Raw genomic sequence first — 14,921 nt, 5'->3', positions numbered from 1 at the left:
GACGGGCCGGGCCCGGGAACGAGAAAAGCCCGGACCGGGTGTGTCCCGGGCCGGGCTTCGATCGATTGCGGTGGCCCCGTCTAGGCGGCGCAGTCGCGGCAGATGAACGCGTTGCCGCGGGTCTCGGCGAGGCGGCTGCGGTGGTGCACCAGGAAGCAGCTCCCGCAGGTGAACTCGTCAGCCTGCTTGGGCAGCACCCGGACCGTCAGTTCCTCGCCCGAGAGATCGGCACCGGGCAGCTCGAAGCTCTCCGCGGTGTCGGTCTCGTCCACGTCGACGGCCGCGGACTGTGCCTCGTTGCGCCGGGCCTTGAGCTCCTCGAGGGAGTCCTCGCCCATCTCGTCGGACTCGTTGCGGCGCGGGGCGTCGTAGTCGGTAGCCATGTGGTGTGTCCCACCCTCGTCCGTGCGGTGTTCCGTGTCGTGCGGCTGCACAACGCGGCACGAGCACGGTTTGTGCCGGGCTCCGTGAGTGACCCGGGTCTCATCGGGTGGGCTTCCAGACCTGCACCGTGCCGCGGGGCGGCGCGAGGGTAGCCGACCGCGGGGGCGGTGGGCGGTGCGGTCGACTGCTCCGTTCGTGTGGCACTGCCGACACCGCGGGACGACCGGCGGGTGCGGCGCTCACATCGGTGCCGGACCGGCCCGACTAGGCTCCCGCGTCGTGGCCGCCTCCCTCCCGCGAGCCGGTTCCTACCGGCGCCGGCACCTCCTGCCGATGGCCCTGCTCGTCATCGTGCTGGCGGTCGCGAGCCTCCTCACCTGGATCGTCGTGTTCGCGAACTCGACGTCCCAGTCGGTCACCTCGTGCAACCCGCCGCCCTCGGGCGGCGGGACCGTGCAGCCCCGCACCGCGCTCGACCGGACCGAGGCGGCCGCGCCCGCGAACACCGCGGTCCGGGTGCTCAACGGCGCCGGGCAGCGCGGCCAGGCCCAGCTCGCGGCGGTGGAGCTCGGAGAGCTGGGGATGCCCGAGGCCGCCCAGCCCGACAACGACCCCCTCTACCCCGCCCAGGACCTCGAGTGCGTCGGGCAGATCCGCTACAGCGACGACGGGGCCTCGGCGGCCCGGACGCTCTCGCTGGTGCTGCCGTGCGCGGAGCTGGTCGACGACGGCCGGCAGGGCGCGGCGGTCGACCTCGCCCTGGGCAGCGAGTTCCGCGACATCACCCCGGGCGCCGGTGTCGGCGACGCCCTGAAGGCGCTGGCGCGCGGCGGCGAGTCGGGGACGCCGGTGCCCGGGACCGAGCCCGCGGAGCTGTCGACGCTGCGCGACGTCGACTGCTCCCAGTAGGTCTCCCCCTAGACGTCGGCGACCCCCGCCGATCGCAGGAGGTCGGCCAGCGGCGCGGCCAGGGCGGGACCGGCGGCGAACGTGGCCTCGCGCCCCAGGCCGTCGTCGGGAACGGTTCCCGGGCGCCGCACCACCGCGCCCGCCTCCTCGGCGATCAGCGCGCCGGCCGACCAGTCCCACGGCTGCAGGCCGTGCTCGTAGAACCCGTCGATCCACCCGGCCGCCACCGAGCACAGGTCGAGCGACGCGCAGCCCTGGCGGCGCACGTCGCCGATCGAGGAGGCGATGCGGGCCAGCAGGGCGGCCTGGCGGCCGCGGCGCGCCGGGTCGTAGGCGAGCCCCGTCCCGACGACCGCGAGCTCGGGCCGGTCGAGCGCGGAGGCCCGCAGCGGCTGCCCGTCGAGCCGGGCGCCCAGCCCGGCCGCGGCGCTCCACACCCGCCCGGAGACCGGTTCGACGACCGCCCCGGCCAGCGGGCGGCCGTCGAGCTCGACGCCGACCGAGACCGAGAACCAGGGCAGCCCGTGGGTGTAGTTGACGGTGCCGTCGATGGGGTCGACCACCCAGCGCACCTGGCCCGGGGTCGGCTCCGGGGCGGTGCCGCCCTCCTCGCCCAGCACCGCGTCGTCCGGGCGCCGCTCCGCGAGCCGCTCGCGGACGAGGGCCTCGCACTCGCGGTCCCCGGCCGTCACGACGTCGGTGGCCGAGCTCTTCGTCGCCATGTCGGCCACGGACCGGTCCCCGACCACCCGCTCGCGCACCGCGAGGGCCAGCACGGCCGCCTCCCGGGCGATCTCGACGGCCAGGGTCTCGAACGGCTTCGGATCGGGATCGTCCACGGACCTCATCCGACCACATGTGACCTAGGCTTCGTCCGCGATCGCGAGCGGACGGGGTGTGAACATGCGACGACTGGGGATCGACGTCGGTGGTACCGGCGTGAAGGGCAACGTCGTCGACACGGAGACGGGCGAGACGCTCGCCGAGCGGGTCCGGATCGAGACGCCGCACCCGGCCACGCCGGAGGCGGTCGCCGACACGGTGGCCGCGGTGGTCGAGGCGCACTCCTACGAGGGCCCGATCGGCATCACGCTGCCCTCGGTGGTGAAGGACGGGATCGCCCACACCGCCGCCAACATCGACACCACCTGGCCGGGCACCGACGCGGTCCGTCTCTTCTCCGAGCGGATGGGCCGCCAGCCGGTGTTCGTGCTCAACGACGCCGACGCCGCCGGGCTCGCGGAGATGCGCTTCGGGGCGGGAGCGGGGCGGCGCGGGGTCGTCTGCGTGCTCACCCTCGGCACCGGCATCGGCTCGGCGCTCTTCCACGACGGCGTGCTGCTGCCCTCGACCGAGTTCGGCCACCTCGAGGTCGACGGGCACGACGCCGAGAGCCGGGCCTCCTACTCCGCGAAGGAGCGCGGTGACCTCTCCTGGGAGAAGTGGGCCAAGCGCGTCTCGCGCTACCTGCAGGTCGTCGAGAACCTGGTGTGGCCCGACCTCTTCATCCTCGGGGGCGGGGTGAGCAAGCGGGCGCACAAGTGGGTGCCGCTGCTCGACGCCCGGACCGAGATCGTCACCGCCCAGCTGCTCAACCAGGCCGGGATCGTGGGCGCGGCGATGGCCGCCGCGGAGGACACGAGCCCCTGACCTGGGGTTTCACCCGTTCGAGAGATCGCCACGACAGTCGCCGCTGTGAGGTTTCGGCGACAGTCACCCGGCGTCGTTACAATGGATGACAGCCCGAGGCGGGACACCGCCGGAGCCGAGGCCCACGCCGTTCCCGACCACTCCGTGTCGTGTCCGGCCCGCCGGGGTTCCGTCGATCAGGTCCGCCCGTCGCCCCAGCAGTCGATCGTCACGAAAGGTCGTACGTGGCAGCCGCAGATTCCGCTTCCAGCCGTCGCGCCACCACCGCCACGGCGGAGCAGCCCTCCGGCCCGCTCGGGGTGGTCACGACCGACACCGACGACACCACGGCGGCCGCCGGTGCCGCGAAGACCGCCACCCGCGCGAAGCCGGGCACCCGGTCGAAGTCCGCCGCGGCGAAGACCGCCGCCCCCGCCAAGAAGGCGCCGGCGAAGAAGGCCGCCCCCGCGAAGAAGGGCGCCAAGACCGAGGGCACCACCGACGGGGAGGCCCCCGCCGAGGGCGACCTCGAGGACGCCGCTCCCGCCGAGGGCGACCTGACCGAGGAGGTCGAGGCCCTCGGGGCCGAGGTCGTCGAGGTGGTCGAGGCCACCGACGTCGAGACCGAGGAGCCCACCGAGGAGGACAAGAAGTCGGGCGACTTCGTCTGGGACGAGGAGGAGTCCGAGGCGCTGCGCCAGGCGCGCAAGGACGCCGAGCTCACCGCGTCCGCCGACTCGGTCCGCGCCTACCTCAAGCAGATCGGCAAGGTGGCGCTGCTCAACGCCGAGGAGGAGGTCGAGCTCGCCAAGCGGATCGAGGCCGGCCTCTACGCGGCGGAGCGCCTGCGCAAGGTCGCCGAGGCCCAGCAGGAGCTCGCGACGCAGATGCGCCGCGACCTGCGGTGGATCGTCCGCGACGGCGAGCGCGCCAAGTCCCACCTGCTCGAGGCGAACCTCCGCCTCGTCGTCTCGCTGGCCAAGCGCTACACCGGCCGCGGCATGGCATTCCTCGACCTGATCCAGGAGGGGAACCTCGGCCTCATCCGTGCGGTCGAGAAGTTCGACTACACCAAGGGCTACAAGTTCTCGACCTACGCGACGTGGTGGATCCGCCAGGCCATCACCCGCGCGATGGCCGACCAGGCCCGCACCATCCGCATCCCGGTGCACATGGTGGAGGTCATCAACAAGCTCGGCCGCATACAGCGTGAGCTGCTCCAGGACCTCGGGCGCGAGCCCACTCCTGAAGAGCTGGCCAAGGAGATGGACATCACGCCGGACAAGGTGCTGGAGATCCAGCAGTACGCCCGGGAGCCCATCTCGCTCGACCAGACGATCGGCGACGAGGGCGACTCGCAGCTCGGTGACTTCATCGAGGACAGCGAGGCCGTGGTGGCCGTCGACGCGGTCTCCTTCACCCTGCTGCAGGACCAGCTGCAGTCGGTGCTCGCCACGCTCTCCGAGCGCGAGGCCGGCGTGGTCCGCCTGCGCTTCGGCCTCACCGACGGCCAGCCCCGCACCCTCGACGAGATCGGCCAGGTCTACGGCGTGACGCGCGAGCGCATCCGGCAGATCGAGTCGAAGACGATGTCGAAGCTGCGCCACCCGTCGCGCTCGCAGGTCCTGCGCGACTACCTGGACTAGAGCGTCCCGACGAGGCCCCGACCCCCTCCCGCACGGAGGGGCCGGGGCCTCCGTCGTTTGCGGGGGCGAACGATCCCGCGTTGGGTGGACCCCCGTGACGTCGTCGCGGTGGACCGTCCCGCTGCTGAGCGGGCTGTTCGTGCTCCTGTGGTCCTCGGGCTTCATCGCCGCGAAGCTCTCGACGCGGACCACCGACGTCCCGACGGTGCTGTTCTGGCGGTTCGTCATCGCCGCCGCGGTCACGGGCGCGGTCGCGGCCTGGCTCCGACCGGGCCTGCCCCGGCCGCGGGCGACGGTCCACCTCGTCGTCACCGCGCTGCTGCTGCAGATCGGCGTGTTCTCGGCCGTGTTCACCGGCCTCGCGCGCGGGGTGCCCGCGGGCCTGACCAGCCTCGTCGTCGGGCTGGCGCCGCTGCTCGTCGGGCTGCTCACCCCGCTGGTGCTGCGCACCCGGATCGGCGTGGCTCCCGTGATCGGGCTGCTCCTCGGCGCCGTCGGCGTCTACGTCGTGGTGTCCGGGAACCTGACCGGCGGCGGACCGGTCCTGCTGCCGGTGCTGGGGATGGCGTTCCTGACGGCGGGCACGCTCTACCAGAAGCGGTTCAACGACGACTCGCCCGTCGCGGCGTCCGTGGTCGTCCAGATGGTCACCTCGGCGGTCGTCATGCTGGTCGCGATGCCGTTCCTCGCCCCGCAGTGGCTCCCGACCGGGGCCGGCGGCTGGTTCGCGGTGGCGTGGCTGGGCGTCGTCAACTCCGCGGGCACCTTCGCCGTCATGTTCGTGCTGCTGCGCCGCCGCTCGACGGTGCACGTGTCCGCGCTGATGAACCTCTCCCCCGCGACGACCGCGCTGCTGGCCGTCCCGCTGCTGGGCGAGGCACTCACCGGCCGGGCCCTGCTCGGCCTGGCCGTGGCGATCGTCGGGATGTTCCTGGGCCTCGGGACCTGGCCCCGGCTCCGGCGACGCCCACCGGAGGTCCCGGTGACCGGCTAGCGTGGCGGGGTGCCGATGGAGGAGCGGGTCCGGTTCGACGAACGCCGCCGCTACGTGTTCCTGCTGTGGTTCAACGGGACACTGGGCGTGCTGTGGGCGGTCCTGCTGGTGGTGACCGGGGCGGTCTGGTTCGCCGGGCTGCTCGCGGTCGCCCTGGCGCTCGGCGGCCTCTCGGCGTGGGCGTTGAGCGTGCTGAACCGCGAGGAGCCCCGGTAGCCCGGACAATGCGCGGGTGACCTCCCCGTCGCTCGCCGACCGCGCCGCCGCCGCCCTCGCCATCCCGCTGCAGGACGCGCTCGGCGCGCGCCCCGCCGACCCCGCGGCCCCCACGGCCGGACTGGTCTTCCCGGTGACCGGCCTCGCCATCAACCCCGGTGGCACCCTGCACGCCGGGGCCCTCGGCGCGATCCTCGAGCTGCAGGGCTTCCTCACGCTGCTGCCCGAGCTCGCCGACGACGAGCACGCCGTCACCCACCACATCTCCACCCAGCTGCTCAGCCCCGGGAAGCGGGACGAGGAGGTGCTGGTGACCGCGGTGCTCGAGCGCCGTACCCGCCGGCTCGGGTTCGTGAGCGCCACCGCGACGGTGGGCGACCGCCTCGTCGCGCGGAGCCAGATCACGAAGTCCGTGATCGCCCTGCGGTGACGGCGCCCGTCGCCGACACCGGCCCGCCGGGCCCTGGGATGATGGCCGCCATGAGCCAGAACCCCGAGGCCGACGACATCCCCGGCCCCGACCCGGTCGCCGTGCACGAGCGGTCGGTCGCCGTCATCCGCGCCATGGACGCGGGCGACCTCCAGGCCGTCGGTGGCCTGCTCGCCGAGCTGGGCGGCCCCGAGGAGTTCGGCGCGCAGGTCGTCAGCCTGGCGAGTCTCGCGCGCCTGCTGCTCGACCAGAACCCGCAGACCGCCCCGGAGCAGGACGAGGCCCGCGCCGCGGTCCTCGGCGAGCTGGCCCGGGTGCTCGTGGCGGCGGAGGACGAGGCGTAGCGCACACCGCCACCGCGCACCCGGCCGTCGTCGTAGGCGAAGATCGGGGGGTGAGTGCAGCAGACGTCCTGGTCCCCGGCAGCCCCGCCACCGCGGAGGACGCCGCGCTCGCCCGCGAGCTGGCCGACGCCACGGGACAGCTCCTGCTCGACCTGCGCGGGCGCACCTCCCCCGGCCGGGAGCGCGAGTACGCGGGCGACGAGCAGGCCCACGACTACGTGACCGGCGAGCTCGCCCGCCACCGTCCCGACGACGCGGTGCTCTCCGAGGAGGGGTCGCTCGACCCGACGGGCTGGCGCGGGGCGCACCGCCTGTGGATCGTCGACCCGCTCGACGGGTCGTCGGGGTTCGGGCGCGGGAACGACGAGTGGGGCGTGCACGTGGCCCTCGTCGTCGACGGGCACCTCGCCGCGGGGGCGGTCTCGGTGCCGGGCACGGGCGCGCTCGTCGACTCCGGGACGGTGGAGCGGGTCCCCGACCACGGCGTTCCCGACGACGGCTCGCTGGCGGTCACCGTCAGCAGGTCCCGTCCGCCGCGGGAGCTGCAGGCGGTCGAACGGGCCTTCCGGGTGAACCTGGTGAAGCGCTCGGCGGCCGGGGTGAAGATGCTCGCGGTGCTGGACGGGGAGGCCGACGTCTACCTGCACTCCGGCGGGCAGTACGAGTGGGACAACGCGGCGCCGATGGCGGTCGCGATGGCGGCCGGGCTGCTCGCGACCCGGATCGACGGCTCGGTCGTCCCCTACGGGCAGGACGACCCCTACTCCCCCGACCTGCTGATCGCCCGGCCGAGCGTGCACGCGGCGGTGCTCAGGGCGCTGCGGGGTCGCTGAGGGGCGCGCCGACGTCGATCGCGGGCCGGCCCTGCGTGGTGTGCCCGGTGACCAGCAACCGGCGCCACCGGACCCCGACGAGCTCCTCGAGCACCAGGACCACGTCCTCGGCGTCGACCACGCGGTAGACGCAGCCCTCCGGGTCCGCGGCGGGATCGGCGTCGGCGTCCACGAGCACGCCGAGGTCGCCGTCACCGAGCCCCGCCAGCGGGAGGGGGTCGAGGTCGACGACGAGCGCCGCGGCGCCGAGCTCGGCGTGCAGCGGCGCGACGTCCTCCGGGGCGATCATGCGCAGGCCGCCCTTGGCGCCCGAGAGGAACATCAGCTCGGCCATCTCCTCGGCCCCGCGGCGGGAGACGACGGCCACCGTGGTGCCCGGGAGCGCCTGCAGGACGTTGAGCGCCTCGGACGACTGCTGGAGCGCCCGCTCCTCGCCCAGGTGGGCCAGGGCCCCGTCGAACCCGCAGGCCACGAGGATCGTCGGGCTGTCCCCGAAGGTGGCGACGTCGGCGAGCAGGTCGTCCATCCCGAGGACGGTGCCACCGGTCCGCGGCCGGACCAAGATCCTCGTCGCGCGTGCAGGGTCTGCTCCGGGGGTACGCGGTGGCCATGACCCCTGCTCTCCCCCACGACGGTCTCTGCCTCGGCGGCAACGTCTTCGGCTGGACCGCCGACGAGGACACCTCGTTCGCGCTCCTCGACGCCTTCGTCGACTCGGGCGGCCGCATGATCGACACCGCGGACAGCTACATGGCCCGGGCGGAGGGCAACTCCGGGGGCGAGTCCGAGACGGTGATCGGACGCTGGCTGGCCCGTGGCGGTCGTCGGGACGACGTGGTCATCGCGACGAAGGTCGGCTCGTGGGAGCAGCGCAAGGGCCTGTCCCCCGACAACATCCGCGCCGCGTGCGACGACTCGCTGCGCCGCCTGCAGACCGACCACATCGACCTCTACTACGCCCACCGCGACGACCCCGACACCCCGCAGGAGGACTACGTCGCGGCGTTCGACGAGCTCGTCCGCGCCGGGAAGGTCCGTGCGGTCGGGGCGTCGAACTTCGACGCCGACCGGCTCGCGTGCGCGCTGGAGCTCGCCGACAAGCACGACCTGACCCGCTTCACCGCGGTCCAGCCGCACTACAACCTCGTCGAGCGGGACTACGAGCGGGAGCTGGCGCCGCTGGTCGAGCGCGAGGGCCTCGTCTGCTACCCCTACTTCGGCCTGGCCAAGGGGTTCCTGACGGGGAAGTACCGCCCGGGGTCGGACGACGTCGACTCCGGCGCGTCCTCGGGCGCGATGGCGAGCGCCCGGGCGGAGGGCGCCCGCGCCTATCTCGACGATCGCGGCGTCGCGCTGCTCGGTGTCCTCGACGAGATCGCCGCGGCGCACGACGTCCCGGTCGCCGCGGTCTCGCTCGCGTGGCTGGCGGCGCAGCCGACGGTGGGCGCGCCCATCGCGAGCGGCCGGACCACGCACCAGCTCTCCGAGATCCTGCCCGCCGTCGGCCTGCGCCTGACCGACGACGAGCTGGGGCGGCTCTCGCGCGCCTGAGGTCGGGGCCGCGCGGCTCAGCCGCGCGGCCGGCGCGCGATCGTGATCGTGGCCGGGGGCGCATTGCGCCAGATCGTGCGGCTGACGACGACCTCCTCGAACGCCTCGGCCAGCGCCCGCTCGGCCGCCTTCGCCCACGGCAGCACCCGGGTCCAGCTGTGCTGGACCTGGGAGAGCGCGCCGCCCGGGGAGAGCAGCCGGCCGGCGGCGACGAGGAACGAGCGGTCCTCGGCGAGGCTGATCGGCAGCGTGCTGAACACCAGGTCGACCGTGACGCCCCGGGCGGCGAGGTCCGCCATCGCGTCGACGGCCTCGTCGCACACCACCTCGACGCCGGGGTGCCGCAGGGACAGCACCGACGCCAGGCGCGGGTTCAGCTCGACGGCGATGTGGCGACCCCGTCCGGCGAGCCGGCGCTGCACGACGGCACTGGTCGCCCCGGCGCCGGCGCCGAGCTCGAGCACCACCGGGTCCCCCCGGTCCGGGAGGGGTTCGAGCGCGACCTCGCAGGCCGTGGCCGACGTGGGCAACGGCGAGGCCGTCGTCCACGGGGACCGGATGAACTCGCGGGTGAAGGTCAGGACGTCGGACACGGGCACGCTCCGGGGGACGGCGAACGAATCGTCGGAACCTCGGTCCCCGGCGTCTCGAGGTACCGGCTGCGTTGTCCCCACCCGGACGGTCGAGTCAAACCCCCACGACGGAAGACCTCGGCGGTGTCGTCACCCCGCGGCGGTGACGGCCGGTGCGGGGCGAGGAACGAGCCCGACCGGCGTCACCCCGCCGCGGCCGTTCAGTACTTCCAGCGCCAGGCCGCCAGGACCTCCTCGGTGTCCCTCTCGGCGGCCCACGCGGCGTCCGCGCGGCGCACGGCGAGGAAGGCGCCGAGGGTCTCCTCGCCGAGCGCGGCGGTGACCCGCGGGTTTCCGACGAGGGCCTCCTCCTGCTCGGCCTGGGTGCCCGGGAGCTTCGCGATGCCGGCGGCGGCGCGCTCCTTCTTCTTCCAGGTGCCCGGGTCCTGGGCGACCGGGGGCGGCGGGACGAGGTTCTCCTCCACCCCGGCGACCCCGGCGCTCAGGAGTGCCGCGAGCGCGAGGTAGGGGTTCGCGGAGGCGTCGGAGACCTTGAGCTCGAGGTTCGCGTGGTCCTCCCCGAGCAGCGCCGAGCCCGGGACGTAGCGCAGCGGGGCCTCCCGGTTCTCCACGCCCCAGAAGCCGAAGGCGCCCGCGAAGAAGCCGGGGCGCAGGCGGGCGAGCGACCCGATCGACGGGGCGGTCACCGCGGCGACCGCCGGCAGGTCGCGCAGGAGGCCGGCGACGTAGCCGGCGCCCGCGGTGCCCCGCGGGCCCTCGGGGCCGCCGGCGAGCAGGTTCTCGTCGCCGCGCCACAGCGAGGTGTGCACGTGCCAGCCGTTGCCCGCCCCGGCGAGGGTGGGCAGCGGCGCGAAGGAGACCCGCAGCCCGTGCGCCTCGGCGGCCGCGAGGATCGTCTGGCGGGCGAGGAGCTGCTGGTCGGCGGCCGTGAGCGGGTCGGTCGCGGCGAGCGACAGCTCGACCTGCGCGGGCCCGTACTCGGCGTGGACCTGGCCGAGGCGCAGCCCGTTGGCCTCGGCGTCGCGCATCACGGCCGCGACGAAGTCGTCGATCGGCAGCAGCGCGTGCGGGCTGTAGGCCGGGCCGGAGTGGGCGGCCAGCAGCGCCGTGTCCTCGGGGACCTGGGCCTGCTCGTAGACCCCGAACTCCATCTCGTAGCCGACCAGCGCGGAGTAGCCGTCGGCGTCGAGGGCCGCCACGACGCGCTCGAGCACCGAGCGCTGGTCGAACGCCCAGGGCCCGCCGTCGGCGGTGACCTGCTTCCCGGGCGCCCAGGCGAACGCGGGCTGCCCGGCGAGCCGGGTGATGCGGTCGAGCTGCGGGACGAGCCGGACGTCGCCGGAGGCGGTCCCGAGGCCCGGCGCGGCGAAGGTGATCGCGTCGTTGGTGTCGAAGACGGCGAACAGCGTCGTCACGCCCACCCCGGCCACCGCGACCTGCGGCAGCGTCGAGACCGGCACGGTCCGCGAGCGCGGGATGCCGTTGTTGTCGACCCAGGCGACGATCAGCCCGGCCACCCCGTCGGCGGCCAGCGCCGCGGCCAGCTCCCGGCCCCGCTCGCGCAACTCCTCGGTCACGGTCCTCACCCTTCGTCGACTGGACCGGTCAGGCTAGTCAGGAGGTTCCCGCACGGGGTCCCCGGGCGCGTCCTCCCGCCGCAGCGCCACCCCGACGACGACCGCCGCGATGCCGAGCGCCTCCAGCGGCGCCGGAACCTGGGCGAGCCCCACCAGCCCGACGACGGTCGCGGTCAGCGGGAGCAGGGCCAGCAGCAGGGCGAAGCGGGCCCGCCCGACGCGGCGCAGCACCACCTGGTCGAGCACGTAGGGCACCACGGAGGAGAGCACCCCGAGGGCCAGGGCCGAGCCGAGCAGCAGCGGCTCCCCGGCGATGGGCGCGGCCGTGAGCGCGAGCGGGGAGAGCACCACGGCCGCGACGACGAAGCCGATCGCGAGCCCGTCGACCCCCTCGCCCGTCGATCCCGAGCCCTGCGACACCCGCGCCCCCAGCACGATGTAGGCCGCCCACAGCAGCGCCGCCGCGAGCGCGAACGCCACCCCGGCCGGCGACCCCTCGAGGCGCACGTCGGCGATCAGGCCGACGCCGAGTACCACGAGCGCGAGCGCCGCCCAGTCGCGCCGGCTGCGCGAGCCCAGGGCCGCGACGAGCACGGGGCCGGTGAACTCGATCGCGACCGCGGTGCCGAGCGGCAGCCGCGCGATGGCCTCGTAGAAGACGATGTTCATGGCCGCGGTGACGAGGCCGAAGGCGCCGGCCAGCACCAGGCGTCGTCGGGACCAGCGCACCGGGGTCCGCGGGGCTCGCCGCGTCGCCAGGAACCGGGCCATCAGCCGCCAGACGACGAGCACGAGGGCCGCCCCGGCGAGGCGCAGCCAGGCCACCCCCGCGGGCGACATCCGGTCGAACAGCCCGACCGCGAGCGCCGCCCCCGCGTACATCGAGGCCCCGCCGAGCACGAAGAGTAGCGGCGCCGGGAGACCGTTCGTCGTCGATGATCGACTCACCATCGTGTGGTTGTCCGCCTTACCCGATAACAACGGTCGCTATCCGTCGATGAGCGGTACGTGACCGAGGACAAAGCATCGTGTGAACACGAGCGGTCGTCGCCGGGTTCTGACACAGTGGAGGAGCGACGGTCACTCGGCCGGAGCCTGCGGGACCGGTCGTTCGGCCGGTACCCGATTGGAGGGAGATGACGATGCCCGGAACCCTGACCCGGCCAGAACTCACCGCCTCGGACCGGTGCGACCGCTGCGGTGCAGCGGCGCAGGTCCGCGCCATCCTGCCCTCCGGCGGGGAGCTGCTCTTCTGTGGGCACCACGCCCGCGCCCACGAGGCGAAGCTGAAGGAGCTCTCCATCGACGTGCAGACTCCCGAGGCGGTCTGACGACGGCCTGAGCTGCGACGACGTCGATCGTCGCGAGAACGTTCGAGACCACGGCGGGCGGGGACCATGACGGTCCCCGCCCGCCGTCGTCGTGTGCGGGTCCGTCCCGGCCGGCGACCCGCCGTTGGGGGCGCCCGTCGGGCGCGACACGCGCGGGGCGACCACCGGGTCGGGCCCCGGTCGGGTGGTCCGTCCCGACGACGACCGGGGCGCCGCGGCGAGGCCTCGTCCCCACGCCGTGTGACCGGGACGTGTCGTCCGTGACGGCCACGTATCGCAGCGTGATCGACACCCGCCGTCGACCTCCCGCACGGCTGTGACGTCGCCCACACGAGTACCGGGCCTACCGGCCCGCGCTGGTCCGCCAGGTGCGCAGCGTGGTGATCCGCTCCTCGATCTGCTCGGCGGTGGCCACCGGGGTCGCCGGTCCCCCGCATGCCTTGCGCAGGTCACCGTGGATGACGCCGTGCGGCTGACCGGTGCGGTGGTGATGCGCCGCGACGAGCGTGTTGAGCTCGCGCCGCAGCTCCTTGAGCTTCTCCGCGGCACCGGGCTTCTGCCGGGTCGGCGGCGGGACGACGGGGGCGGGCTCCGCGCCGGCCCGGGTGTCGAGCTGCTCGCTCTGGCGGCGGCGCAGCAGGGCGCGCACCTGGTCGGGGTCGAGGAGCCCGGGGAGCCCGAGGTAGTCCTGCTCGTCGTCGGTCCCGGAGCCCGCGGCGGTACCGAACGAGGCCCCGTCGTAGATCAGCTGGTCGAGCTCGGCCTCGGCGGAGAGCGACTCGAACGCCTTCTCCTGCTCCCCCGGCTCGTCCTCCGTGCGGTTCGCGCGCTCGAGGAGCTCGTCGTCGAGGCCCTCCTTCGGCCGGTGCGGCTCGCCGAGCACGTGGTCGCGCTGCAGCTCGAGCTCGCTGGCGAGCCCCAGCAGCGTGGGGACGCTCGGGAGGAACACCGAGGCGGTCTCCCCCGCCCGGCGCGACCGGACGAAGCGGCCGACGGCCTGGGCGAAGAACAGCGGGGTCGAGGCGCTCGTCGCGTACACCCCGACGGCGAGGCGGGGCACGTCCACGCCCTCGCTCACCATGCGCACGGCGACGAGCCAGCGGTCGTTCGTCTGCGAGAACGCCGCGATGCGGCCCGAGGCCTTCGGGTCGTCGGAGAGGACGACCACCGGGTCCTCGCCCGAGAGGCCCGCGAGGATCTTCGCGTAGGCCTTCGCGGTGGTGTGGTCGGTGGCGATGACGAGGCCGCCCGCGTCGGGCATGCCGCCCGAGCGCAGCTGGGAGAGCCGGGTGTCGGCGGCCTGCAGCACCGCGGGCATCCAGTCGCCCTTGGGGTCGAGCGCGGTCTTCCAGGCCCGGGAGGTGTGCTCGGCGGTGAGCGGCTCGCCGAGGCGGGCCGTCATCTCCTCGCCGGCGCTGGTCCGCCACGACGCCTGCCCGGAGTAGGCGAGGAAGACCACCGGCCGGACCACCCCGTCGGCCAGCGCGTCGGCGTAGCCGTAGGAGTGGTCGGCCCTCGAGCGCAGCGCCCCCGCCGAGTCGGGCTCGTAGGTGATGAACGGGATGGGGCTGTCGTCGGACCGGAAGGGGGTCCCGGTCAGCGCGAGCCGTCGCGTGGCGCCGCCGAAGGCCTCCCGGGTGGCCTCGCCCCAGCTCTTGGCGTCGCCGGCGTGGTGGATCTCGTCGAAGATCACCAGCGTGCGGCGGCTCTCGGTGCGGTTCATGTGCAGCATCGGGTGCGCCGCGACCTGGGCGTAGGTGACCGCGACGCCGTGGAAGTCCGCGGACAACCGGCCGACCGAGTTCGAGTACTCCGGGTCGATCGCGATGCCGGCCCGGGTGGCCGCCCCCGCCCACTGGTGCTTCAGGTGCTCGGTGGGGCAGACGATCGTCACGGTGTCGACGGTGCGGTCGCCCAGGAGCTCGGCGGCGACCTTGAGTGCGAAGGTCGTCTTGCCGGCCCCGGGGGTCGCGACGGCGAGGAAGTCCTTCGGCCGGTCCGCGAGGTAGCGGGTGAGTGCCCGGCGCTGCCACTGCCGCAGCGGCGGGGCGGCGGGCACGTCGGTGTCGGGGCCGGGACGTCCGGGCGCGCGCGTGCTCATGACCCTCCGGGGCGGGTGGTGGGCAGGACGAGAACGGCTCCCCGCACGCGGGGAGCCGTCAGGGACGACCGGTCACTCGTCGCCGCCGCCGGGCGGCATCTTGTTGAAGATCTCCTTGCAGGCCGGGCAGACCGGGGAGCCCGGCTTCGGCGACCGCGTGACCGGGAACGTCTCGCCGCACAGCGCGACGACCATGTTGCCCATGACGGCGCTCTCGACCACCTTGTCCTTGCGGACGTAGTGGAAGACCTTCGGGTCGTCGTCGTTCGTGCGGTCGGTCGCCTCGGGCGTGACGTCGGGGAGCACCGCGGTCTGGCTCATGACCCCATGATGCCGGATGGCACCGACAGGTTCACGCGGCGGAGCGGCGTGGACCCGTCGAC

At 74.3% G+C, this 14,921-nt stretch carries 18 protein-coding genes; 10 read left to right on the top strand and 8 right to left on the bottom strand.

The window, feature by feature from the left end; all coding sequences use genetic code 11:
• Nucleotides 1–80: 80 nt before the first annotated feature.
• Nucleotides 81–383 (bottom strand): DUF4193 domain-containing protein, encoded by a 303-nt coding sequence (locus ACFPBZ_RS11860; protein ID WP_169183181.1) that lies wholly within the window; start codon nt 381–383, stop codon nt 81–83.
• 280 nt (nt 384–663) lie between these two features.
• On the opposite strand from ACFPBZ_RS11860, the gene cei reads away from it, so the two are divergent.
• Nucleotides 664–1,293 (top strand): envelope integrity protein Cei, encoded by a 630-nt coding sequence (cei, locus tag ACFPBZ_RS11855; protein WP_378036256.1) that lies wholly within the window; start codon nt 664–666, stop codon nt 1,291–1,293.
• Between the two features lie 8 nt (nt 1,294–1,301).
• Here the strand turns inward: cei and ACFPBZ_RS11850 are convergent, their stop codons facing one another.
• The gene (locus tag ACFPBZ_RS11850; RefSeq protein ID WP_378036255.1) at nt 1,302–2,141 is read right to left on the bottom strand and encodes an inositol monophosphatase family protein; all 840 of its coding nucleotides are present in this window, start codon (nt 2,139–2,141) and stop codon (nt 1,302–1,304) included.
• Between the two features lie 55 nt (nt 2,142–2,196).
• Here ACFPBZ_RS11850 and ppgK point away from each other — a divergent pair, with 55 nt between their 5' ends.
• From ppgK to ACFPBZ_RS11815, 7 genes are all read left to right on the top strand, one after another.
• Entirely contained in the window at nt 2,197–2,943 is a 747-nt protein-coding gene (ppgK, locus tag ACFPBZ_RS11845; protein WP_378036254.1) for a polyphosphate--glucose phosphotransferase, read from the top strand.
• 224 nt (nt 2,944–3,167) lie between these two features.
• Nucleotides 3,168–4,568, top strand: a complete 1,401-nt coding sequence (locus ACFPBZ_RS11840; protein ID WP_378036253.1) for an RNA polymerase sigma factor — start codon at nt 3,168–3,170, stop codon at nt 4,566–4,568.
• Between the two features lie 94 nt (nt 4,569–4,662).
• Nucleotides 4,663–5,562 (top strand): DMT family transporter, encoded by a 900-nt coding sequence (locus ACFPBZ_RS11835; RefSeq protein ID WP_378036252.1) that lies wholly within the window; start codon nt 4,663–4,665, stop codon nt 5,560–5,562.
• A 9-nt stretch (nt 5,563–5,571) separates the two neighbouring features.
• Nucleotides 5,572–5,778 carry a hypothetical protein gene (locus ACFPBZ_RS11830; protein WP_378036251.1) on the top strand — a complete coding sequence of 69 codons (207 nt, stop codon included), beginning with the start codon at nt 5,572–5,574 and terminating at the stop codon, nt 5,776–5,778.
• A gap of 16 nt (nt 5,779–5,794) precedes the next feature.
• The gene (locus tag ACFPBZ_RS11825; protein ID WP_378036250.1) at nt 5,795–6,208 is read left to right on the top strand and encodes a PaaI family thioesterase; all 414 of its coding nucleotides are present in this window, start codon (nt 5,795–5,797) and stop codon (nt 6,206–6,208) included.
• A 50-nt stretch (nt 6,209–6,258) separates the two neighbouring features.
• Nucleotides 6,259–6,552, top strand: a complete 294-nt coding sequence (locus tag ACFPBZ_RS11820) for a hypothetical protein (RefSeq protein WP_378036249.1) — start codon at nt 6,259–6,261, stop codon at nt 6,550–6,552.
• Nucleotides 6,553–6,602: 50 nt separating this feature from the next.
• Nucleotides 6,603–7,385: an inositol monophosphatase family protein gene (locus ACFPBZ_RS11815; protein WP_378036248.1), complete on the top strand. Its 783-nt coding sequence runs from the start codon at nt 6,603–6,605 to the stop codon at nt 7,383–7,385.
• Here ACFPBZ_RS11815 and ACFPBZ_RS11810 read toward each other — a convergent pair.
• Entirely contained in the window at nt 7,363–7,911 is a 549-nt protein-coding gene (locus tag ACFPBZ_RS11810) for a hypothetical protein (protein WP_378036247.1), read from the bottom strand. The two genes, ACFPBZ_RS11815 and ACFPBZ_RS11810, sit on opposite strands and share 23 nt — an antisense overlap.
• Before the next feature lie 83 nt (nt 7,912–7,994).
• Here ACFPBZ_RS11810 and ACFPBZ_RS11805 point away from each other — a divergent pair, with 83 nt between their 5' ends.
• Complete coding sequence (locus ACFPBZ_RS11805; RefSeq protein ID WP_378036352.1) at nt 7,995–8,936, top strand: aldo/keto reductase; 942 nt, start codon at nt 7,995–7,997, stop codon at nt 8,934–8,936.
• A 17-nt stretch (nt 8,937–8,953) separates the two neighbouring features.
• Here the strand turns inward: ACFPBZ_RS11805 and ACFPBZ_RS11800 are convergent, their stop codons facing one another.
• From ACFPBZ_RS11800 to ACFPBZ_RS11790, 3 genes are all read right to left on the bottom strand, one after another.
• Complete coding sequence (locus ACFPBZ_RS11800) at nt 8,954–9,529, bottom strand: class I SAM-dependent methyltransferase (protein ID WP_378036246.1); 576 nt, start codon at nt 9,527–9,529, stop codon at nt 8,954–8,956.
• Nucleotides 9,530–9,729: 200 nt separating this feature from the next.
• The gene (locus ACFPBZ_RS11795) at nt 9,730–11,115 is read right to left on the bottom strand and encodes a type I glutamate--ammonia ligase (RefSeq protein ID WP_378036245.1); all 1,386 of its coding nucleotides are present in this window, start codon (nt 11,113–11,115) and stop codon (nt 9,730–9,732) included.
• Nucleotides 11,116–11,139: 24 nt separating this feature from the next.
• Nucleotides 11,140–12,057 (bottom strand): EamA family transporter, encoded by a 918-nt coding sequence (locus ACFPBZ_RS11790; RefSeq protein WP_378036244.1) that lies wholly within the window; start codon nt 12,055–12,057, stop codon nt 11,140–11,142.
• A 185-nt stretch (nt 12,058–12,242) separates the two neighbouring features.
• Between ACFPBZ_RS11790 and ACFPBZ_RS11785 the strand changes: the two genes are divergently transcribed.
• Nucleotides 12,243–12,437: a DUF7455 domain-containing protein gene (locus tag ACFPBZ_RS11785; RefSeq protein WP_378036243.1), complete on the top strand. Its 195-nt coding sequence runs from the start codon at nt 12,243–12,245 to the stop codon at nt 12,435–12,437.
• A 343-nt stretch (nt 12,438–12,780) separates the two neighbouring features.
• Here ACFPBZ_RS11785 and ACFPBZ_RS11780 read toward each other — a convergent pair whose 3' ends face one another.
• Together ACFPBZ_RS11780 and ACFPBZ_RS11775 are read right to left on the bottom strand one after the other, a co-directional pair.
• The gene (locus ACFPBZ_RS11780) at nt 12,781–14,538 is read right to left on the bottom strand and encodes a DEAD/DEAH box helicase (RefSeq protein ID WP_378036242.1); all 1,758 of its coding nucleotides are present in this window, start codon (nt 14,536–14,538) and stop codon (nt 12,781–12,783) included.
• A 72-nt stretch (nt 14,539–14,610) separates the two neighbouring features.
• On the bottom strand, nt 14,611–14,859 hold the full coding sequence (locus ACFPBZ_RS11775; protein WP_378036241.1) for a DUF3039 domain-containing protein: 249 nt from the start codon (nt 14,857–14,859) through the stop codon (nt 14,611–14,613).
• Nucleotides 14,860–14,921: the final 62 nt, after the last annotated feature.

Origin of the sequence: Actinomycetospora atypica (assembly GCF_042653685.1) — a bacterium.
GTDB lineage: Bacteria > Actinomycetota > Actinomycetes > Mycobacteriales > Pseudonocardiaceae > Actinomycetospora > Actinomycetospora atypica.
This window is presented reverse-complemented; position numbering and strand designations above follow the sequence as displayed.

Bases quoted from the DNA above. Each gene is read 5' to 3' on its own strand.
- ACFPBZ_RS11805 (WP_378036352.1), top strand. From the start codon at position 7,995: ATGACCCCTGCTCTCCCCCACGACGGTCTCTGCCTCGGCGGCAACGTC.
- ACFPBZ_RS11785 (WP_378036243.1), top strand. From the start codon at position 12,243: ATGACGATGCCCGGAACCCTGACCCGGCCAGAACTCACCGCCTCGGAC.
- ACFPBZ_RS11775 (WP_378036241.1), bottom strand. From the start codon at position 14,859: ATGAGCCAGACCGCGGTGCTCCCCGACGTCACGCCCGAGGCGACCGAC.
- ACFPBZ_RS11850 (WP_378036255.1), bottom strand. From the start codon at position 2,141: ATGAGGTCCGTGGACGATCCCGATCCGAAGCCGTTCGAGACCCTGGCC.
- ACFPBZ_RS11820 (WP_378036249.1), top strand. From the start codon at position 6,259: ATGAGCCAGAACCCCGAGGCCGACGACATCCCCGGCCCCGACCCGGTC.
- ACFPBZ_RS11810 (WP_378036247.1), bottom strand. From the start codon at position 7,911: ATGGACGACCTGCTCGCCGACGTCGCCACCTTCGGGGACAGCCCGACG.
- ppgK (WP_378036254.1), top strand. From the start codon at position 2,197: ATGCGACGACTGGGGATCGACGTCGGTGGTACCGGCGTGAAGGGCAAC.
- ACFPBZ_RS11860 (WP_169183181.1), bottom strand. From the start codon at position 383: ATGGCTACCGACTACGACGCCCCGCGCCGCAACGAGTCCGACGAGATG.
- ACFPBZ_RS11780 (WP_378036242.1), bottom strand. From the start codon at position 14,538: ATGAGCACGCGCGCGCCCGGACGTCCCGGCCCCGACACCGACGTGCCC.
- ACFPBZ_RS11790 (WP_378036244.1), bottom strand. From the start codon at position 12,057: ATGGTGAGTCGATCATCGACGACGAACGGTCTCCCGGCGCCGCTACTC.